Consider the following 18,839-nt stretch of genomic DNA (forward strand, 5'->3'; position numbering starts at 1 on the left):
CGACGATAGGAAGGGGGTCACCGTCGTGTCCCCGTCGTGTTGTCGTCGTCTCCGGGAGAGGCCATGACCGCTGCAGAAGACCTCATCGCCGCCGCCGACGCCCACAGCGCGCACACCTACCATCCGCTGCCCGTCGTCGTGGCCGCGGCGGAGGGAGCGTGGATGACGGACGTGGAGGGGCGCCGGTATCTGGATCTGCTCGCCGGTTACTCGGCGCTCAATTTCGGGCACGGCAACCGGCGGCTGATCGATGCGGCCAAAGCGCAGATGGAACGGGTGACGCTCACCTCCCGCGCCTTCCACCACGACCGGTTCGCCGCGTTCTGCACGGAGCTGGCCGAGCTGTGCGGGATGGAGATGGTGCTGCCGATGAACACCGGCGCCGAGGCGGTGGAGAGCGCGGTGAAGACGGCCCGGAAGTGGGGGTACCGGGTGAAGGGGGTGCCCGCCGAGATGGCGAAGATCGTGGTCGCGGGCGGCAACTTCCACGGCCGTACGACGACGATCATCAGCTTCTCCACCGACCCCGAGGCCCGGGCGGACTACGGGCCGTACACCCCCGGCTTCGAGATCGTGCCGTACGGCGACCTGACGGCGATGCGGGATGCGCTGACGGAGAACACCGTCGCGGTGCTGCTGGAGCCGATCCAGGGCGAGTCCGGGGTGATCGTGCCGCCGGCCGGATATCTGCCGGCGGTGCGCGAGCTGGCACGGGAGCGGAACGTGCTGTTCGTCGCCGACGAGATCCAGTCGGGTCTCGGCCGGACCGGGCGGACCTTCGCGTGTGAGCACGAGGGCGTGGTGCCGGACGTGTATGTGCTGGGCAAGGCGCTGGGCGGCGGGATCGTGCCGGTGTCGGCGGTGGTGTCGAGCGCGGAGGTGCTCGGGGTGTTCCGGCCGGGCGAGCACGGGTCGACGTTCGGCGGGAATCCGCTGGCCTGCGCGGTGGCGCTGGAGGTGATCGCGATGCTGCGCACGGGCGAGTTCCAGGCCCGGGCGGCCGAGCTGGGCGAGCGGATGCACCGGGCGCTGACGGCGCTGACGGCCACGGGCGCGGTGACGGCGGTGCGCGGGCGGGGGCTGTGGGCGGGCGTGGACATCGCACCGAGGATCGGTACGGGCAGGAAGGTCTCGGAACGGCTGATGGACCGCCGGGTGCTGGTGAAGGACACCCACGGGCCCACCGTACGGATCGCCCCTCCCCTGGTGATCAGCGAGGAGGACCTGGACTGGGGGCTGGAGCAGCTCCGCGCGGTCCTGGAAGCCTAGGGCCTGTCCGGGGGATCCTGGAGGTTCAGAGGATCACGTGCGGCAGGAAGCGGGCGTACTCGTCGGTGATCAGGCCCAAGGACTCGCGGATGCCGAGGCCGGCCGGCTCGTCCCGGACGACCCAGGCGCCGAGGACGACGTGGTTGCCGTCGAAGGCGGGGAGCGGGGCGAGCTGCTGGTAGCAGCAGGGCTCGTCTCGTACGACGGGTTCGGCGCCGGGCTCGTGCACGGTGACGCCCTCCCCCTCGCGGCCGAGCAGGGGCTTGGCGACGTAGCCGGGTGAGCGGGCCAGGTCCCGGGGGCCGTCGAGGTGGGCGGGGAGCAGGTTGGGGTGGCCGGGGTACAGCTCCCAGAGGACGGCCAGCAGGGCCTTGTTGCTGAGCAGCATCTTCCAGGCGGGTTCGATCCACAGGGTGCTGCCGGTGCCGCCGCCGTTGTCGAGGGTGTCCAGGACGTGCCCGGCGAAGGCGTCGGTGGTGAGCCACTCCCAGGGGTAGAGCTTGAAGATGCCGCGGATGAACCGGAGTTGGTTGTCGACGAAGCGGCCGGAGAGGGTGTCCCAGCCGATCTCCTCCATGGCGAGCCAGTCGGTGTCGAGGCCGGCCTGTTCGGCGGTCTCCTTCAGATAGGCGACCGTCATCAGGTCCTCGCCGAGTTCGTCGGCCGAGGAGTGCGCGAAGTGCAGCGGGCTGCCGGGCGGGAGGAGCCCGGCCTGTGCCCGCCAGCCCTCGACCAGGCGTTCGTGCAGGGAGTTCCACTGGTCGGCGCCGGGGAAGCGGTCCTCCATCCAGAACCACTGGGCCGAGGCGGCCTCCACCAGCGAGGTCGGGGTGTCGGCGTTGTACTCCAGCAGCTTGGCCGGGCCCGTGCCGTCGTAGCGGAGGTCGAACCGGCCGTAGAGGGAGGGGAGTTCGGCACGGCGGTGCCAGGCCTCGGTGACCGCGGCGGCCAGGCGCGGGTCGGTGATGCCGAGGTCGGCGAGGCGGTCCTTCGCCACGATGTGCCCGGCGGCCGCGAGGCACATGTGGTGCAGTTCCTCGACGGTCTCCTCCAGCGCCTCGATCTCGTCCAGGGTGAAGACGTAGTAGGCGCTCTCGTCCCAGTACGGGCGCAGCGAGCCGTCGGGGTGGCGGGTGAGGGGGTAGATGAGCCCCTGTTCCTCGACGGTCCGCTGCCAGCCGGGGCGCGGGGTGGTGGTACGGCGTTCCACGCCCGCCTCACCCTCCGGACGAGCCGTGGCCGCCGCCGAAGCCGCCGCGGTGGACTCCGTGGCCTCCGGAGGAGCCGCCGGAGCTCCGGTGGGGCTTGGTGAAGGAGCCGCCGTCCACCCACGCCCCCTTCTTATTGCCGCCGTAGTACCAGGAGCCGTTCACGGCGGCCTTGGTCGACTTGCAGTTCTTGTCGGAGACGACCTTGTAGCCCTTGGCCAGGGTGTAGCTGTCGCGGTCGACGCAGCGCTTGTCCGGGTCGGACGAGCAGGCGGTGAGGGCGGCGGCCAGCAGGCCCATGCCGCCGAGAACGACCGTGCCGGAGCGCAGCCGCCGTCGAGTGTCGGCCATGTTCGTGTCTCCCCCGTGTCCGTGTCCGTGTCCGTGTGACCCGATGCCGGCGGTCAGCCTAGAGAACGGTAAGAGCGCAAGCGACAGGGGGTGGCCGGATCAGCCGCCCCCTGGCGCCACTTTGCGCTGTTTTCCCCTTCGCCTAAAGTCACTTCGTGCTCTTTGGAATGGTGTGCGCCCTCGGCGCGGCGGTCTGCTTCGGTACCGCGACGGTGTTGCAGGCGGTGGCCGCGCGGGAGGCCGGTACGGGTGGCGGGGGCGAGGCGGCTCTGCTGCTGCGGGCGCTCAGGAAGTGGCGGTACATGGCCGGACTCGCGCTGGACGGACTTGGCTTCCTGTTCCAGATCGCGGCGCTGCGCTCGATCCCGATCTACGCGGTGGGCGCGGCGCTGGCGTCGAGCCTGGCGGTGACGGCGGTGGTCGCGGCGCGGCTGCTGCGGGTGCGGCTGAGCGGTACGGAGTGGGGCGCGGTGGGCGTCGTGTGCGCCGGGCTCGCGATGCTGGGGCTGGCGTCCGGGGCGGAGGGCAAGGAGGCCGGTTCGGACACGTTGCGGTACGTGATGCTCGGCGTGGCGGTCGGGATACTGCTGCTCGCCCTCGCGGGCGGGCGGCTGTCCGGGCCGGGGCGGGCGCTGGTGCTCGGGCTCGGGGCCGGGTTCGGCTTCGGGGTGGTGGAGGTGTCGGTCCGGCTCATCGACAGCCTGGCGCCCACGGATGTGCTCACCAACCCGGCGGCTTACGCGCTGCTCATCGGGGGCGGCGCCGCGTTCATACTGCTGACGTCGGCTCTTCAGCGGGGGTCCGTGACGACCGCCACCGCCGGTCTGGTGATCGGCGAGACGATCGGTCCGGCGGCGGTGGGGGTGATCTGGCTGGGCGACCGGACCCGTGCGGGGCTGACCTGGCTGGCGGTGCTGGGCTTCCTGGTGGCTGTGGCGGGGGCGTTGGCACTCGCGCGGTTCGGGGAGGCGCCGGCGGAGGAGTCGCCGAGCGCGTGAGGGGAGGGCCGTCCGGGCGCCATCCCCCTACGGCAGCACCCTGCACAACGCGTCCAGGGCTCCCGCCCATGCGCTGTCCGGGGGTGTGCCGTATCCCACGACCAACGCGTCCAACGGCTCGGCGACGGCCTCCGGATGGCGGTGGAACGACAGGCCGTGCAAGGCCAGGCCCTGCCAGGCGGCGGCCTGGATCACCGACTGTTCCATGCCCGGGGGCAGCCGCAGCACCGCGTGGAGACCGGCCGCGATGCCGGTGACCGTGACCTCGGGGGCGCGGGCGGAGACGGATGCGGCGAGGGCGTCCCGGCGGCGCCGGTAGCGCAGGCGGGAGGAGCGGACGTGGCGGTCGTACGCGCCGGAGGTGATGAACTCGGCGAGGGTGAGCTGTTCCAGCACCCCGACGGTCTCCGTGCCGCCCTTGGCCGAGGCGGCCTCCTCGGTGAGGGCCGGCGGGAGCACCATCCAGCCCAGCCGCAGGCCGGGGGCGAGGGACTTGCTGGCGGTGCCGAAGTAGATCACGCGGTCGGGGTCGAGGTTCTGGAGGGCGCCGACGGGCTGGCGGTCGTAGCGGAACTCACCGTCGTAGTCGTCCTCCAGGACCAGGCCGCCGGAGCGCCGGGCCCAGTCGATCACGGCGGCCCGCCGGTCGGGGTGCAGGGCCGTGCCCATGGGGAACTGGTGGGCGGGGGTGAGGAGCACCGCGCCCGCACCCATGTCGCCCAACGCCCTTGTGTCCGTGCCCAGTTCGTCGTACGGGAGGGCAGGTGTGGCCAGTTGGGACTGCTGGAGCAGACCCCGGTACACGTCGAGCCCGTACGACTCGACCGCCACCGTGCGCACCCCGCGCGCCCGCAGCAGCGTGCCGGCGACGCGCAGCGCGTGCGCGAAGCCCGAGGTGATGAGGACCTGCTCGGGGCCGGCGCGTACGCCGCGCACACGGGCGAGGTAGCCGGCGAGGGCGGTGCGCAGTTCGGGGCGGCCGCGCGGGTCGCCGTAGCCGAGGGCGTGGTACGGGGCGGTGGTGAGGGCGCGGCGGGCTGCCCTGAGCCACTCGGTGCGCGGGAAGGCGGCGAGGTCGGGGGTGCCGGGGACGAGGTCGTAGGCGGGTCGTTCGGGTGCCCGGTGCCGGAGTGTCGTGCCCCCGCCGGAGGACGGGGTGGTCGCCAGCTCCGCCACCCGCGTGCCCGAGCCCTGCCGGGCGGTGAGCCAGCCCTCCGCCACCAGGTCCGCGTAGGCCTCGGCGACCGTGTTGCGGGCGATCCCGAGGTCGGCGGCGAGGGAGCGGGAGGAGGGCAGCCGGGTGCCGGGGGCGAGCCTGCCGGTGCGGACGGCGTCGCGCAGGGCGTCGGTCAGGCCCCGGCGCAGCCCGCCCGCGCCGGCCGGTTCGAGATGCAGGTCGACGCCCAAAGTGGCCCAGGATTCCGCCATGGAAATGGACCATACTCCTGGGCTGCCTCGATCCTAGGGTCGAAGCATGAGCAGCACACAGGAAAACGTCGAGTACGCCGGCGAGCAGGCCCCCCGGCTGGCCTGGGCCAAGCACGCCCCCGAGGTCTACAAGGCGATGATCCGCCTGGACACCGCCGCCAAGCAGGGCCTGGACCCCAAGCTGTACGAGCTGGTGAAGATCCGCGCCTCGCAGCTCAACCACTGCGCCTTCTGCCTCGACATGCACACCAAGGACGCGCTCGCGGCCGGTGAGAGCGTGGAGCGGATCGTGCAGCTCAGCGCGTGGGAGGAGTCGCGGCACTTCTACACGGAGAAGGAGCTGGCGGCGATCGAGCTGACCGAGGCGATCACCGTGCTGACGGACGGCTTCGTGCCGGACGAGGTGTACGACAAGGTGGCCAAGCAGTTCGAGGAGGCCGAGCTGGCCCAGCTGATCGCCGCGATCACGGTGATCAACGCCTGGAACCGGTTCGGAGTGACCACCCGGATGACCCCCGGGCACTACCAGCCGGGGCAGCACAAGTGAGCCGTACGCAGCTGCTGGACCGGGAGGTCGGGAAGGCGATGTCCGCGCTCAGCGCGGCGGCGAAGAAGGGGCTCGGTGATCCGGTCCTGGCCGAGCTGGTGATGATCCGCGCCTCCCAGCTCAACCACTGCGCCTTCTGCCTCGACATGCACCTGCGGGCGGCCCGCAGGAACGGGGAGTCGGAGGACCGCATCCAGCTCCTCAATGCCTGGGAGGAGACCGAGGACCTCTACAGCGAGCGGGAGCGGGCCGCGCTCGCGCTGACCGAGGCGGTCACGGTGCTCACCGACGGCTTTGTGCCGGACGAGGTGTACGAGCGTGCGGCGGAGCACTTCGACGAGGCCGCACTCGCCCATCTCATCGGCCTGATCAGCGTCATCAACGGCTGGAACCGGATCATGGTCAGCCGTCGCGTTCCACCCGGGGGTTACCAGCCGTGAACAAGATCGATGTCTTCCGCACGCTGCACCGCAAGCGCCCCCAGGGCGACCCGCTGGTCCTGCCCGGGCCCTGGGACGCTGCCAGTGCGCGTGTGTTCGCGGAGGCCGGGTTCCCGGCGCTGGCCACGCCGAGCGCGGGGGTGGCCGCCTCGCTCGGGTACGAGGACGGGGCCACCCCGGCCGACGAGATGTTCGCGGCTCTCGCCCGGATCGCGCGGGCGGTGGACGTGCCGGTGTCGGCGGATGTCGAGGGCGGGTACGGGCTCGCGCCGAAGGAGCTGGTGGAGCGGCTGCTGGAGGCGGGGGCCGTCGGGTGCAACCTTGAGGACTCCGACGGGGGTGTCCTCAAGGACGCGCACCAGCAGGCCGAGTTCCTCGCCGAGGTACGCTCGGCCGCCGCGGACCGGCTGTTCGTCAACGCCCGCATCGATGTCTTCGTCCACGGCGACGGCGACCCCGAACGGGCCATCGAGCGGGCCGCGTTGTACGTGGCGGCGGGCGCGGACTGCGTCTACCCGATCCTCGCCCCCACTGGCGTACTGCCCCTGCTGCGCTCCGGCATCCAGGGCCCGCTGAACGCGCTGGCCCGCCTGGACGCGGACGGCCCCTCGCCCGCCGAACTCGGCGAACTGGGGGCCACCCGCGTCACGTTCGGGCCGGGACTCCAGCGGCGGGCCATGGCCGCCACCCGGGAGATCGCCGACTCGCTCAAGGGATGAGGGTGTTCAGGACAGCCATCGCTTCCACACGTCGGGGTGGCTGTCCACCCACTTCTTCGCCGCGTCCTGGGGCGACAGCTTCTGGTCGGCGATCATCAGGGAGACCTCGTTCTGGTCCTCGGTCGTCCACTTGAACTTCTTCAGGAAGGCCGCCGCCTTGCCGCCCGACCTGGCGAAGTCGGCGTTGAGGTACTTCTGCAGCGGGGTGTGCGGGTAGGCGCAGGCGACCTTCGCCGGGTCCGCGTCGCAGCCCTCCTTGTACGGCGGCAGCTTCACCTCCGTCATGGGGACCTTCTTGAAAAGCCACTGGGGGGCGTACCAGTACGTCAGGAAGGGCTTCTTCTGCTTGGCGGACTGTTTCATCTGGGTGATCTGGGCGGCCTCGGAACCGGCGAAGACGACCTGGTAGTCCAGCTTCAGGTTGTTCACCAGGGCCTTGTCGTTGGTGACGTACGACGGTGAGCCGTCCATCAGCTGGCCCTTGCCGCCGCTCTCCGCGGTGCGGAAGAGGGAGGCGTACTTGTCGAGGTTCCTCCAGTCGGTGATGTCCGGGTGCTGCCGGGCCAGGTACGTCGGCACGAACCAGCCGATGTGACCGGTCACCCCGAGGTCGCCGCCCCGCGCGATCGTCTTCTTGTCCTCGACGTACCGCTTCTCCTGGTCCGGGTGGCCCCAGTCCTCCAGGATGGCGTCGACCCGGCCCTGGCTGAGCGCGTCCCAGGCGGGTACCTCGTCGACCTGGACGGTGTCGACGTGATAGCCGAGCTTGTGCTCCAGCAGGTACTGGGCGACGGCCACGTTGGACTGGGCGCCCACCCAGGACTGCACGGACAGGGTCACGGACTTCGCGCCCTGGGCGTTCGCGAACGGCGAGGCCTGCTTGGTCATGTCGGCGGCGCCGCAGCCGGTCACGCTCAGCAGCACCAGCGAGCCCACCGCGAGTGTCGTACGTACGCGCATGTCAGGCTCCCTTCTTCGCGCGTCGCTCGGTCGGCTGCGTCACCCGGTCCAGCATCAGGCCCAGGCAGACGATCGCGGCACCGGCCACCAGACCGGTCGCCAGGTCGCCCTGGGCGAGGCCGAAGACGACGCTGTAGCCGAGGGCACCGCCGCCGACCAGGCCGCCGATGATGACGACGGCGAGGACCAGGACCACGCCCTGGTTGACGGCGAGCAGCAACGAGCGTTTCGCGAGCGGGAGCTGGACCTGCCACAGCTGCTGGCGGCCGGTCGCGCCGAGCGAGCGCGCCGACTCCAGCGCGGCCGGGTCGACCTGGCGCAGGCCCTGCGCGGTGATCCGGACGACGGCCGGGAGCGCGTAGACGACGGCCGCGGCGACGGCGGGGGCGCGGCCGACGCCGAACAGGGCGACGACCGGGATCAGGTACACGAACTGCGGCATGGTCTGGAACACGTCCAGGACCGGGCGCAGGGCGCGTTCGACGCGGTCGCTGCGGGCGGCGGCGATACCGGTCGCGAAGCCGAGGACGAGCGTCACGGCTACGGCGGCCAGCACCTGGGAGAGCGTGTCGAGGGCCGGGTCCCACACCCCGAGCACACCGATCGCGGCCATGGCGAGGACGGCGGTCAGGGCGGTGCGCCAGGTGCCGATCGACCAGGCCAGGGCGGCGACGATCAGCAGCACCGACCACCAGGGCAGCCACTGCAGGCCGCCGCGGACGGGGTCCAGGACCCAGGTGGTGAAGTGGCCCGCCCAGTCGGCCGTGCCGCCGACGACCGGGACGCCGGAGTAGAGGTGGTTGGTCATCCAGTCGACGGCGCGGTTGACCGGTTCGGCGATGTTCAGGGTGACGCCGGACGGCCAGTCGAGGCGGCCGAGGAGACGGGCGGCGAGGGCGACGGCCACGGTGACGGCGAGGGCGTAGGCCCAGCCGATGGTCCTCGGGCGCGTGGTGCCGTCGCCCGCCGCCGCGGTCACGCGGTCCAGGACGATCGCCAGCAGCACGATCGGGATGCCGGCGGCGAGGGCCTGGCCCACGTCGACCGAGGCGAGCGCCTGGTAGACGCGGTCGCCGAGGCCGCCGGCGCCGATGACCGAGGCGATGACGGCCATGGACAGCGCCATCATGATCGTCTGGTTGAGGCCGAGGAGGAGTTCCCCCCGGGCCAGCGGGATACGGGCGGTCAGCAGCCGCTGGCGGCGGGTCGCGCCGAGCGACTCCACGGCCTCCAGGACTTCGGGGTCGGCGCCGCGCAGGCCGAGCGCGGTGAGGCGGGCCATCGGCGGGGCGGCGTACACGACGGTGGCGAGGACGGCCGCGGGGACGCCGATGCCGAAGACCAGGACGACGGGGAGGAGGTAGGCGAAGGCCGGGAGCACCTGCATGGTGTCCAGGACCGGGCGCAGGGCGCGGTCCAGGCGGTCGGAGAGGCCGGCGGCGAGGCCGAGCAGCGCGCCGACGATCACGGAGGCGAGGACCGCGACCACCATGAGCGCGAGGGTCTGCATGGTGGGGACCCACATACCGAGGGCGCCGCAGGTGAGGAAGGCCGCCGCGGTGCCGGCGGCCAGGCGGACACCGGCCACGCGCCAGGCCACCAGGGCGCCGAAGACCGTGACACCGGTCCAGCCCGCGGCGAGCAGGGTGAGGTAGACGGCTCGTACGGAGAGGACGACCGCGTTGCTGATGTGGCCGAAGAAGTAGAGGAACAGGGGGTGGCTGTCCCGGTTGTCTATGACCCAGTTGCTGGCGCTGGTGAGGGGTTTGTCCAGGCTGACGGTCAGGTGGTGGGGCCATGATCCGCCGTGGAGCAGGGGCAGCAGCACCGCGGTGACGAGCGCGAGCAGGAGGAGTTTGCCCGCCGTACGGTTCTTCAGGAGGCGGGGTTTGGCGGTACTGGAGGTCGCGAGACTGAGCGTTGCCATCAGACGGCCTCCGGGCTGGTGCGGGGGCCGGGCACGCACGCGTCGATGCCCGCGACGACGTCCAGCAGCAGCTCATGGCCCACGGTTCCGATGCAGTCGCCGTCCTCCACCACGCACGCCGCGGTGCCGGTCTCGGCCACCGTCCTGATCGCGTCCGCGACCACCGCGTCCGGGGCGAGGGCGCCCGGGTGCTCCGGGCCGCCGCAGGCGCCCGGCTTCATCGCCGTACGGACCGTCATCACCTGCTCGCGCGGGACGTCCCGGACGAACTCGCGGACGTAGTCGTCGGCCGGGGAGCCGACGATCTCCTCCGGTGTTCCCAGTTGGACGACCTTGCCGTCGCGCATCAGGGCGATGCGGTCACCCAGCTTGAGGGCCTCGGACAGGTCGTGGGTGATGAAGACCATCGTGCGGCCCTCCTCGCGGTGCAGGCGGGCCACCTCGTCCTGCATGTCGCGGCGGATGAGGGGGTCCAGGGCGCTGAAGGGCTCATCGAAGAGCAGGACCTCGGGGTCGACCGCCAGCGCCCGGGCGAGCCCCACTCGCTGGCGCTGGCCGCCGGAGAGCTGGGCGGGGCGGCGGTGTTCCATGCCTTCCAGGCCGACCTTGGCGACGACCTCGGCGGCGCGTTCGCGACGCTCGGACTTGCCGACGCCCTGGATCTCCAGGCCGTAGGCCACGTTGTCGAGGACCGTGCGGTGCGGGAGCAGGCCGAAGTGCTGGAAGACCATGGCGGCCCGGTGCCGGCGCAGTTCGCGCAGGCGGGCCTTGTCCATCGCGCGGACGTCCTCACCGTCGATGGAGATGGTGCCGGCCGTCGGTTCGATGAGGCGGGTGAGGCAGCGGACCAGGGTGGACTTGCCGGAGCCGGAGAGGCCCATCACCACGAAGACCTCGCCCTTGCGGACGTCGAAGGACACGTCCCGGACGGCCGCCGTACAGCCTGTCCGGGCGCGCAGGTCGGCGGGTTCGAGGGCGGCCAGTTCGGGGTCGGCGGCGATCCGCTCCGGCTTCGGGCCGAAGACCTTCCACAGGCCGGAGACGGAGAAGACGGGAGTGGGGGGTTTGCGGGTGGGGACTGTCGGCGCCATCAGGCGTCACCTCCGATCAGGTCGACGGCCTTCTCCCCGACCATGAGTACCCCGATCATCGGGTTCACGGCGGTCATGGTCGGGAAGACGGACGCGTCGGCGATGCGAATGCCGTCGAGACCACGGATCCTCAACTCCGGGTCGACCACGGCGAGTTCGTCGTCGGCGGCGCCCATCTTGCAGGTGCCGGCCGGGTGGTAGACGGTGTGCGCGACCTTGCGGGCGTATTCACCGAGTTCGGCGTCGCCCTGGATCTGTGGGCCGGGGCAGACCTCGCGCTTGAGCCAGCCCGCGAGCGGCTCGGTCTTGGCGATCTCGCGGGCGATGCGGATGCCGTCGACGAGGGTTTGGCCGTCGTAGTCGTCCTCGTCGGTGAAGTAGCGGAAGTCCAGGGCGGGTTTCACGGACGGGTCGGCGCTGGTCAGGTAGAGACGGCCGCGGGACTTCGGCTTGGGGATGTTCGGGGTCATCGAGACGCCGTACTGCGGGCGCTCGTAGCCCAGGCGCTCGGGGTTGTCCGTGAACGGGATCTGGTAGAAGTGGAACATCAGGTCCGGGCCCGCCTGTCCGGGGTCGCGGCGCACGAACAGGCCCGCGTCGGAGTCCATCGCGGAGTTCTCCGGGATCGGGCCGTGGGTCTCCCAGACGATGACCGACTCGGGGTGGTCGAGCAGGTTCTCGCCGACGCCCGGCAGGTCGTGGACGACGGGGATGCCCAGCTCTTGGAGGTCCTCGCGGGGGCCGATGCCCGAGTGCAGCAGCAGGCGGGGCGAGTCCACGGCGCCCGCGCACAGCACGACCTCGCCCCGGGCGCGGATCAGCAGCTCCTCGCCGTCCTTGGTGCGCACGTGGACGCCCTCGGCGCGGGTGCCGTTCAGCTCCAGCTTGTACGCCCAGGTCTCGAGCAGGATCGTCAGGTTGGGGCGCTCGTCCATCACCGGGTGGAGGTAGGCGACGGAGGCGCTCGACCGCTTGTTGTTCTCCGGGTGGTAGGCGAGGTCGAAGAAGCCGACGCCCTCGCTGAACGGCTTCTTGTTGAAGCCCTCGACGCGGGGGACCCCGAGCGCCGCCTGGGCGGCGTCGACGAAGTCGCGGGCGATGGCGTTCCGGTCCTTCTCGTCGACGGAGACGATGTTGTTCTTCAGGCGGGCGAAGTAGGCCTCCATGGGTACGGCGCCCCAGCCCTTGGCGCCGGCCTCCTCCCACTCGTCCCAGTCGGACGGCAGCGGCTTGAAGGAGATGAGGGTGTTGTGCGAGGAGCAGCCGCCGAGGACGCGGGCCCGGCTGTGCCGGATGTGGGAGTTGCCGCGCGGCTGTTCCACCGTCGGGTAGTCGTAGTCGAGGTCGCCGCCGAGCAGGCCCATCCAGCGGCGCAGGGTGAGGACGTCGTCGCGGTCGACGTCGCTCGGGCCGCCCTCGATGACGGCGACCGTGACGTCGGGGTTCTCGGTGAGGCGGGAGGCGATGACGGAGCCCGCGGTGCCGCCGCCGATGACGACGTAGTCGTAGACGTGGGGGGTGGTCTCGGACATGGGGGTACTACTCCAGGGGGTGTTGATAAGAGGGGGCTCAGCCGGCGAACCAGCGCACCGGCTTCGGCGCGAGGTTCTGGTAGACGTGCTTGGCCTCCCGGTACTCGGCGAGCCCGGCGGGACCCAGCTCGCGGCCGGTGCCGCTCTTGCCGAAGCCGCCCCACTCCGCCTGCGGCAGGTAGGGGTGGAAGTCGTTGATCCAGACGGTGCCGTGGCGCAGGCGCCCGGCGACCCGGCGCGCCTTGGCGCCATCCGCGCTCCAGACGGCGCCGGCGAGGCCGTACTCGGTGTCGTTGGCGAGGAACACCGCCTCGTCCTCGGTGCGGAAGGTCTCGACGGTGAGGACCGGGCCGAAGACCTCCTCGCGTACGACGGTCATCTCGCGGTGGCAGGCGTCGAGGACGGTCGGCTCGTAGAAGTAGCCGGCCTCGGGGCGCTGCGGTGACGGCTCGGGGCGCTTGCCGCCGCAGCGCAGCACCGCGCCCTGCGCCAGCGCGCCGGCGACGTACGCCTCGACCTTGGCGCGCTGCTGCTCGGAGACGAGCGGGCCGCACTCGGCGCCGTCCGCCGTGCCGCGCCCGAGCCTGATCTTCTGGGCCCGGCGGGCGAGTTCGGCGACGAAGCGTTCGCGGACCGACTCCTCGACGATCAGCCGGCCGCCGGCCGAGCAGACCTGGCCGCTGTGGATGAAGGCGGCGTTGAGGGCCTGGTCGACTGCGGTGTCGAAGCCCTCCTCGGTGGCGCAGGCGTCGGCGAAGACGACGTTGGGGTTCTTGCCGCCGAGTTCGAGGGCGACCTTCTTCACGGTCGGGGCGGCGGCCTGGGCGACCTTGGTGCCGCTGGCCAGGCCGCCGGTGAAGGAGACCAGGTCGACGTCGGGGTGCTCGGCGAGCCGGGCGCCGACGGAGTGGCCGGGGCCGGTGACGATGTTGGCCACTCCGGCGGGCAGGCCCGCCTCCGCCAGCAGCTCGATCAGCGCGATGGTGGTCATCGGCGTGATCTCGCTGGGCTTGACGACGAAGGTGTTGCCGGCGGCGAGGGCCGGGGCGATCTTCCAGCTGGCCTGGAGGAGCGGGTAGTTCCAGGGGGTGATGAGCACGCACACGCCCACGGGCTCGTGTACGACGACGCTGTGGATGTCGGTCGAGCCCGCGTCCACGACCCGGCCGGGCGCCTCGGCGGCGACCAGGTCGGCGAAGTAGCGGAAGGCGTCGGCGACACAGTCGATGTCGATCCGGCCCTCCTCGGCGGTCTTGCCCGCGTCCCGGCTCTCCAGCAGCCCGAGTTCCTCGCGGTCGCGTATGAGGAGGTCGGCGACGCGGCGCAGCAGGGCGGCGCGTTCGGTGACCGGGGTGCGGGGCCAGGGGCCGTGGTCGAAGGCCTGCCGGGCCGCGGCCACCGCGCGCTCGGCGTCCTTCTCGTCACCCTCCGCGACCACGGCGAACGGCCGGGCGTCCGCGGGGTCGAGGATCTCGCGGGTCGCGCCGGAGATCGCTGCCAGCCACTCGCCTCCCGCGTGGATGGTCGCCTGGGCCTGTCGTGCCGTTCTGTCCGCCATGTTCGGTGTTGCCTTCCGTTCCTGATCCGTGCCCCTGTGTCACGCACGTGCCACGCTCGGGGACCGCGTCCGCCTGCCCCGGCCCCGCGGAGGGCATGCGTATCCGACGCCCAAAGTGCGCGGCGTCACTGAAGACACGATCGGAAATGCCATCAGAAATGGACAAACGGGACTGTGGACGCGGCGCAGATCTCTGACTACAGTCAAAGAATGGAAACCTTTGACCATGGTCAAAGAAACGAGGTCCCGGCGGCGGACGTCGCCGCCTTCCGCCGCTTCAACAGGTACTTCACCCGCCGCATCGGCGTCCTGGACGACCACTACCTCGGCCAGGACCGGCCGCTCGGCGAGGCCCGGCTGCTGTTCGAGATCGGCGAGGGGGTGTCCTTGCGGGAGCTGCGGGGGCGGCTCGGTCTGGACGCCGGTTATCTCAGCCGCATGGCGAAGGCGCTGCAGACGCAGGGCATGGTCCGGCTGGAGACGCCCGAGCACGACAGCCGGCTGCGGATGATCGAGCTGACCCCGGCCGGGCGTGCGGAGGTCGCCGAGCAGCACCGCCGGTCCGACGCCCTCGTCACCGGCCTCCTCCAGGGCCTCACCCCCGCCCAGCGGACCGAGCTGACGGGGGCCATGACCACCGCGCAGCGGCTGCTGCGGCTGGCCGGGATCACCGTCGAGGTGGTCGACGGCGCCGCACAGGACGCCCGGTCCTGCCTGGACGCCTACGCCGCCGACATCGACGCACGCTTCCCCGAGGGCTTCGACAAGGCGGCCCTGGTCCGGCCCGAGGAGGTCACCGGGGACGCCGGCGCCTTCCTGGTGGCGTACGAGGAGCGGCGGCCGGTGGGCTGCGGGGCCCTCAGGCGCCTGGAGCCGGGCGTGGGCGAGATCCGGCACGTGTGGGTGGCCCCCGAGGCCCGGCGGCTGGGGCTCGCGCGGCGGCTGCTCGACGGACTGGAGCAGCAGGCCCGGGCGCGCGGCCTGGACGTCGTACGACTGGACACGCACGCCGCGCTCACCGAGGCGCAGGCGATGTACCGGACGTGCGGATACACCGAGATCCCGCGCTACGACGACAACGTCTACGCCGCCCACTGGTTCGAGAAGCGGCTAACCGGCCGCTGACCCCTGGAGCATCAGGTCCCGCACGCACCCGCGCAGCCAGGCGTGGGCGGGGTCGGCGTCGTGCCGGGGGTGCCAGGCGAAGCCCACGTCGAACGACGGGAGCCGGAGCGGGATCTCGAAGGTGACCAGACCGAGAGCCTCGGTCATCGGGCGGCCGTAGGAGGTGGTCAGCCCGATCAGGTCGGTCTCGCGCAGCACGAACAGCGAGGCCGGGAAGGTGCCGACGCTGCCCACCACCCGGCGGCCGAGGCCGAGCCCGGCCAGGGCGTCGTCGATCGGCCCGTGCTGCTTGCCGCGCCGGGAGACGATCAGGTGCCCGGCCTCCCCGGCGAACCGCTCGGGCGTCAACTCCCCGGTGAGCAGCGGGTGTCCGGCCCGTACGACGCCCAGCATGCGTTCCTCGTAGACCGTCTCCACGTGCACCTCGGGCGCGGTCGTGTCGATCACGCCGACCTCCAGGTCGGCGGTGCCCTGGCGCAGGAACGGTGCGTCCAGGTGGCTCTCGGACAGAAAGCGCAGGCGGATGCCGGGCGCCTCGCGGGCGGCTCGGGCGAAGAGGGCGGCGCCGTGGGTGGCGGCGATCGCGTCGTGGCCGAGGATCGTGAAGGTGCGCGAGACGGTCCGCAGGTCGGTGTCCCGGCCGGGCGCGAACAGGGCCCGGGCCCGCTCCACGACCGCGCTCACCTCGGCCCGCACGGCCAGCGCGTGCGGGGTGGGCACCATCCGGCGGCCGGCCCGCACCAGGATCGGATCGCCGAGCGCCTTGCGGATCCGGCCGAGCGTGCGACTCATGGCCGGCTCGGACAGGTGCAGCCGGTGGGCGGCGCCCTGCACGCTCTGCTCCTCCAGCAGCACGTCCAGGGCGACCAGCAGATTCAGGTCCAGTCTCATCAGGTCCGGCCCGGTGGATTGCGTCATACGCAGGAATCCCTTGCAAAGGTTGCACTGGAAAGCAGGTCACCGGCGAGCCTACGGTGAGTGCGCAGCCCACACCACCCACCGAAGCTCCCGGGAGGAGCCGTGCCCACGCACGCCCTGAAACGCCCCACCCTGCTCGCGCTGTGCGCCTGCGTCCTGGTCGCGCAGAGCATGGTCGCCGCCATCAACCTCCTCATCCCACAGCTGAGTTCGTCCTCCCTGCACCCCTCGCACACCCAGATCCTGTGGACGGTCGACGCCTACGTCATCGTCTTCGCGGGCCTGCTCATCCCGGCCGGGGCCCTCGGCGACCGCCACGGCCGCAAGGGCGCCCTGCTCACCGGGCTCGCCCTGTTCGCGGCGGGCGCCGCCACCAGCGCGCTCGCGTCCGTCCCGGCCGTCCTCATAGCGGGCCGGGGCCTGTCCGGCGCCGGAGCAGCCCTGATCACCCCGGCCACCCTCTCGATCCTCATGCAGCTGTCCGCGTCCGAGCACCGGGCCCGCTCGATGGGCGCCTGGACGCTGTCGATCGGCCTCGGCGGCGCGGCGGGCAACCTGGGCGGCGGCCTGGCCGGCCAGTTCCTCACCTGGCGCGCCCTGTTCGCGGTGATGGTCCCGCTGGCGGCCGTACTCGCCGTGGCGGTGTGGGTGTCGGTCCCGCGCACCGAACGCTCCCCCCACAGCAACGCCGACCCGCTCGGCACCCTGCTCCTCACCGCCGGCCTGGTCGCCGTCCTCTTCGGCATCATCGAGGGCCCGGCCTACGGCTGGACCTCGGCCCGCATCCTCGGCGCCTTCGCGGCGGGCGCGCTGCTGATCACCGCCTTCACCCTGCACGCCCTGCGCTCGCCGGCCCCGTTGTTCGACCCGCGGGTCTTCGCCTCCGCGCGTCTGCGGGCGGCCTCCCTCGGCACGGCCACCTGCTTCTTCGGCCTGTTCTCGCTGTTCTTCGTCAACTCGCAGTACCTACAGGGCGTGAAGGGCTTCGGGGCCGCCGTCACCGGGGTGGCGATCATGCCCCTGATCTTCGGGATGGCCGCCGCCCAGAAACTGGCCACGCGCTGGTCGGGCCGTCCCCGCGCGGTTATCGGAACGGGTCTCGTGTTGATCGGCCTCGGCCTGCTGGGCGCGTCCACGGCCGACGCGGCGACACCGTACGCGGTGTTCGTGATCTGGCTGCTGGTCATCTCGGCCGGCGCCGGACTGTCCATGCCCGCCCTGACCGTCGGCGTGGTCACCTCCCTGCCGACCCACCAGGCGGGCCTCGGCTCCGGCCTCGGCACCACGGCCCGCGAGACGGGCGCCGCCCTCGGCGTGGCCGTCACCGGCACGGTGCTGTCGGCCCACGCGGACCTGCTCCACGGTTTGGGGCCGGCGCTGCGGGTGGTGTCCCTGGTCGTACTGGCCGCTACGGCGCTGGTGGTGGCGGGATATGGAAAGCGCCCCGAAGGGGCGCGGGGAACCGCGCGAGCGACCACGACGGACCCGCACACGGCAAACGCCCGGCATTCCCGCAGCGGGATGCCGAGCGTTACCGCGTCTGACGGGACCCTTAGATGAGGCCCAGCGAGCGAACCGCCTCGCGCTCCTCCTCCAGCTCCTTCACCGACGCGTCGATGCGCGCACGCGAGAACTCGTTGATGTCCAGGCCCTGGACGATCTCGTACTTGCCGTCCTTGGTGGTGACCGGGAAGGAGGAGATCAGGCCCTCCGGGACGCCGTAGGAGCCGTCCGACGGGATGCCCATGGAGGCCCAGTCGCCCTCGGCGGTGCCGTTGACCCAGGTGTACACGTGGTCGATCGCGGCGTTGGCGGCGGAGGCCGCCGACGAGGCACCGCGGGCCTCGATGATGGCCGCGCCGCGCTTGGCGACGGTCGGGATGAAGTCCTCGGCCAGCCACTTCTCGTCGTTCACGACCTCGGCGGCGTTCTTGCCGGCGACCGTGGCGTGGAAGATGTCCGGGTACTGGGTGGCGGAGTGGTTGCCCCAGATGGTCAGCCGCTTGATGTCGGCGACCGTCGAACCCGTCCTCTTCGCGAGCTGGGTCAGCGCGCGGTTGTGGTCCAGACGGGTCATCGCGGTGAAGCGCTCGGCCGGGACGTCCGGCGCGGCGGCCTGCGCGATGAGCGCGTTGGTGTTGGCCGGGTTGCCGACGACCAGGACCTTGATGTCGTCCGCGGCGTGGTCGTTGATGGCCTTGCCCTGCGGCTTGAAGATGCCGCCGTTGGCCTCCAGCAGGTCGCCGCGCTCCATGCCCTTGGTGCGCGGACGGGCGCCTACCAGCAGGGCTACGTTGGTGCCGTCGAAGGCCACGTTCGGGTCGTCGGTGATGTCGATGCCCTGAAGCAGCGGGAAGGCACAGTCGTCCAGCTCCATGGCCGTGCCCTCGGCGGCCTTGAGGGCCGGGGTGATCTCCAGCAGGCGCAGCTTGACCGGCACGTCCGCGCCGAGCAGCTGGCCGGAGGCGATGCGGAAGAGCAGGGCGTAACCGATCTGGCCGGCCGCGCCGGTGACGGTGACGTTCACGGGAGTGCGGGTCATGGCGTTCTCCGTATGACAGCTGGCGGTGGGGCTTCCCTGCCCCGGGCGGATGATCGATCTCTCGGCGTCAAGAGATCGATCCAGCGGTCAGGCTATCGCGCATCCGGCATGCGAGACGTACAGGGCCCTGTGGATCACCCCACAAGTCGGACGCGTGTCGAAAAGAGGGGGCGGCCGCTCGTCCGGGAGAGGGAGAGGACAGGAGCGGCCGCCGGGTGGGGGGTAC

Annotated in this window: 17 protein-coding genes; 7 read left to right on the forward strand and 10 right to left on the reverse strand. The window is 71.8% G+C overall.

Going from position 1 to position 18,839, the window contains the following annotated elements; genetic code table 11:
- Positions 1 to 63 precede the first annotated feature (63 nt).
- Entirely contained in the window at positions 64 to 1,269 is a 1,206-nt protein-coding gene (gene rocD, locus ACWC0C_RS38115; RefSeq protein WP_450868932.1) for an ornithine--oxo-acid transaminase, read from the forward strand.
- A 25-nt stretch (positions 1,270 to 1,294) separates the two neighbouring features.
- On the opposite strand, the gene ACWC0C_RS38120 is transcribed toward rocD, so the two are convergent.
- Both ACWC0C_RS38120 and ACWC0C_RS38125 read right to left on the reverse strand, forming a co-directional pair.
- Positions 1,295 to 2,479, reverse strand: a complete 1,185-nt coding sequence (locus tag ACWC0C_RS38120) for a glutathionylspermidine synthase family protein (protein ID WP_450868934.1) — start codon at positions 2,477 to 2,479, stop codon at positions 1,295 to 1,297.
- 7 nt (positions 2,480 to 2,486) lie between these two features.
- Entirely contained in the window at positions 2,487 to 2,828 is a 342-nt protein-coding gene (locus ACWC0C_RS38125) for a hypothetical protein (RefSeq protein WP_449198895.1), read from the reverse strand.
- Between the two features lie 167 nt (positions 2,829 to 2,995).
- Here ACWC0C_RS38125 and ACWC0C_RS38130 point away from each other — a divergent pair, with 167 nt between their 5' ends.
- The gene (locus tag ACWC0C_RS38130; protein WP_450868978.1) at positions 2,996 to 3,826 is read left to right on the forward strand and encodes a DMT family transporter; all 831 of its coding nucleotides are present in this window, start codon (positions 2,996 to 2,998) and stop codon (positions 3,824 to 3,826) included.
- A 27-nt stretch (positions 3,827 to 3,853) separates the two neighbouring features.
- On the opposite strand, the gene pdxR is transcribed toward ACWC0C_RS38130, so the two are convergent.
- Positions 3,854 to 5,254, reverse strand: a complete 1,401-nt coding sequence (gene pdxR / locus ACWC0C_RS38135) for a MocR-like pyridoxine biosynthesis transcription factor PdxR (RefSeq protein WP_450868935.1) — start codon at positions 5,252 to 5,254, stop codon at positions 3,854 to 3,856.
- A 46-nt stretch (positions 5,255 to 5,300) separates the two neighbouring features.
- Here pdxR and ACWC0C_RS38140 point away from each other — a divergent pair, with 46 nt between their 5' ends.
- Genes ACWC0C_RS38140 through ACWC0C_RS38150 form a run of 3 tightly spaced genes read left to right on the forward strand, consistent with a single transcriptional unit; the run spans position 5,301 to position 6,960 of the window.
- The gene (locus tag ACWC0C_RS38140; RefSeq protein WP_450868937.1) at positions 5,301 to 5,801 is read left to right on the forward strand and encodes a carboxymuconolactone decarboxylase family protein; all 501 of its coding nucleotides are present in this window, start codon (positions 5,301 to 5,303) and stop codon (positions 5,799 to 5,801) included.
- On the forward strand, positions 5,798 to 6,241 hold the full coding sequence (locus ACWC0C_RS38145; RefSeq protein WP_449198892.1) for a carboxymuconolactone decarboxylase family protein: 444 nt from the start codon (positions 5,798 to 5,800) through the stop codon (positions 6,239 to 6,241). The genes ACWC0C_RS38140 and ACWC0C_RS38145 overlap by 4 nt, the downstream gene beginning before the upstream one ends.
- Positions 6,238 to 6,960, forward strand: a complete 723-nt coding sequence (locus ACWC0C_RS38150) for an isocitrate lyase/PEP mutase family protein (protein WP_450868938.1) — start codon at positions 6,238 to 6,240, stop codon at positions 6,958 to 6,960. The genes ACWC0C_RS38145 and ACWC0C_RS38150 overlap by 4 nt, the downstream gene beginning before the upstream one ends.
- Before the next feature lie 6 nt (positions 6,961 to 6,966).
- Here ACWC0C_RS38150 and ACWC0C_RS38155 read toward each other — a convergent pair whose 3' ends face one another.
- The 5 genes from ACWC0C_RS38155 to ACWC0C_RS38175 are packed head-to-tail and all read right to left on the reverse strand — an operon-like array spanning position 6,967 to position 14,028.
- A complete protein-coding gene (locus ACWC0C_RS38155; RefSeq protein WP_449198890.1) occupies positions 6,967 to 7,920 on the reverse strand; it encodes an ABC transporter substrate-binding protein in 954 nt (317 codons plus the stop codon).
- Between the two features lies 1 nt (position 7,921).
- Complete coding sequence (locus ACWC0C_RS38160) at positions 7,922 to 9,847, reverse strand: ABC transporter permease (protein WP_450868940.1); 1,926 nt, start codon at positions 9,845 to 9,847, stop codon at positions 7,922 to 7,924.
- Positions 9,847 to 10,938 (reverse strand): quaternary amine ABC transporter ATP-binding protein, encoded by a 1,092-nt coding sequence (locus tag ACWC0C_RS38165; protein WP_449198888.1) that lies wholly within the window; start codon positions 10,936 to 10,938, stop codon positions 9,847 to 9,849. Before ACWC0C_RS38165 ends, ACWC0C_RS38160 begins: the two co-directional genes overlap by 1 nt.
- Positions 10,938 to 12,470, reverse strand: coding sequence for a GMC family oxidoreductase (locus ACWC0C_RS38170; RefSeq protein ID WP_449198887.1), 1,533 nt, complete (start codon positions 12,468 to 12,470; stop codon positions 10,938 to 10,940). Before ACWC0C_RS38170 ends, ACWC0C_RS38165 begins: the two co-directional genes overlap by 1 nt.
- Positions 12,471 to 12,507: 37 nt before the next feature.
- Complete coding sequence (locus ACWC0C_RS38175) at positions 12,508 to 14,028, reverse strand: aldehyde dehydrogenase family protein (protein ID WP_450868942.1); 1,521 nt, start codon at positions 14,026 to 14,028, stop codon at positions 12,508 to 12,510.
- 210 nt (positions 14,029 to 14,238) lie between these two features.
- Between ACWC0C_RS38175 and ACWC0C_RS38180 the strand changes: the two genes are divergently transcribed.
- Positions 14,239 to 15,153 (forward strand): GNAT family N-acetyltransferase, encoded by a 915-nt coding sequence (locus ACWC0C_RS38180; RefSeq protein WP_450868944.1) that lies wholly within the window; start codon positions 14,239 to 14,241, stop codon positions 15,151 to 15,153.
- Here ACWC0C_RS38180 and ACWC0C_RS38185 read toward each other — a convergent pair.
- Positions 15,139 to 16,071, reverse strand: coding sequence for a LysR family transcriptional regulator (locus tag ACWC0C_RS38185; protein WP_449198884.1), 933 nt, complete (start codon positions 16,069 to 16,071; stop codon positions 15,139 to 15,141). The genes ACWC0C_RS38180 and ACWC0C_RS38185 overlap by 15 nt on opposite strands.
- Positions 16,072 to 16,173: 102 nt before the next feature.
- On the opposite strand from ACWC0C_RS38185, the gene ACWC0C_RS38190 reads away from it, so the two are divergent.
- Positions 16,174 to 17,631: an MFS transporter gene (locus ACWC0C_RS38190; protein WP_450868945.1), complete on the forward strand. Its 1,458-nt coding sequence runs from the start codon at positions 16,174 to 16,176 to the stop codon at positions 17,629 to 17,631.
- On the opposite strand, the gene ACWC0C_RS38195 is transcribed toward ACWC0C_RS38190, so the two are convergent.
- Positions 17,624 to 18,613: a malate dehydrogenase gene (locus tag ACWC0C_RS38195; RefSeq protein ID WP_450868947.1), complete on the reverse strand. Its 990-nt coding sequence runs from the start codon at positions 18,611 to 18,613 to the stop codon at positions 17,624 to 17,626. The genes ACWC0C_RS38190 and ACWC0C_RS38195 overlap by 8 nt on opposite strands.
- Positions 18,614 to 18,839 lie beyond the last annotated feature (226 nt).

The sequence above is a fragment of the Streptomyces sp. NPDC001709 genome (assembly GCF_053596375.1).

Coding starts and splice junctions, on each gene's coding strand:
- rocD (WP_450868932.1), top strand. CDS start 64: ATGACCGCTGCAGAAGACCTCATCGCCGCCGCCGACGCCCACAGCGCG.
- ACWC0C_RS38125 (WP_449198895.1), bottom strand. CDS start 2,828: ATGGCCGACACTCGACGGCGGCTGCGCTCCGGCACGGTCGTTCTCGGC.
- ACWC0C_RS38130 (WP_450868978.1), top strand. CDS start 2,996: ATGGTGTGCGCCCTCGGCGCGGCGGTCTGCTTCGGTACCGCGACGGTG.
- pdxR (WP_450868935.1), bottom strand. CDS start 5,254: ATGGCGGAATCCTGGGCCACTTTGGGCGTCGACCTGCATCTCGAACCG.
- ACWC0C_RS38140 (WP_450868937.1), top strand. CDS start 5,301: ATGAGCAGCACACAGGAAAACGTCGAGTACGCCGGCGAGCAGGCCCCC.
- ACWC0C_RS38155 (WP_449198890.1), bottom strand. CDS start 7,920: ATGCGCGTACGTACGACACTCGCGGTGGGCTCGCTGGTGCTGCTGAGC.
- ACWC0C_RS38160 (WP_450868940.1), bottom strand. CDS start 9,847: ATGGCAACGCTCAGTCTCGCGACCTCCAGTACCGCCAAACCCCGCCTC.
- ACWC0C_RS38165 (WP_449198888.1), bottom strand. CDS start 10,938: ATGGCGCCGACAGTCCCCACCCGCAAACCCCCCACTCCCGTCTTCTCC.
- ACWC0C_RS38170 (WP_449198887.1), bottom strand. CDS start 12,470: ATGTCCGAGACCACCCCCCACGTCTACGACTACGTCGTCATCGGCGGC.
- ACWC0C_RS38175 (WP_450868942.1), bottom strand. CDS start 14,028: ATGGCGGACAGAACGGCACGACAGGCCCAGGCGACCATCCACGCGGGA.
- ACWC0C_RS38180 (WP_450868944.1), top strand. CDS start 14,239: ATGGAAACCTTTGACCATGGTCAAAGAAACGAGGTCCCGGCGGCGGAC.
- ACWC0C_RS38185 (WP_449198884.1), bottom strand. CDS start 16,071: ATGACGCAATCCACCGGGCCGGACCTGATGAGACTGGACCTGAATCTG.
- ACWC0C_RS38195 (WP_450868947.1), bottom strand. CDS start 18,613: ATGACCCGCACTCCCGTGAACGTCACCGTCACCGGCGCGGCCGGCCAG.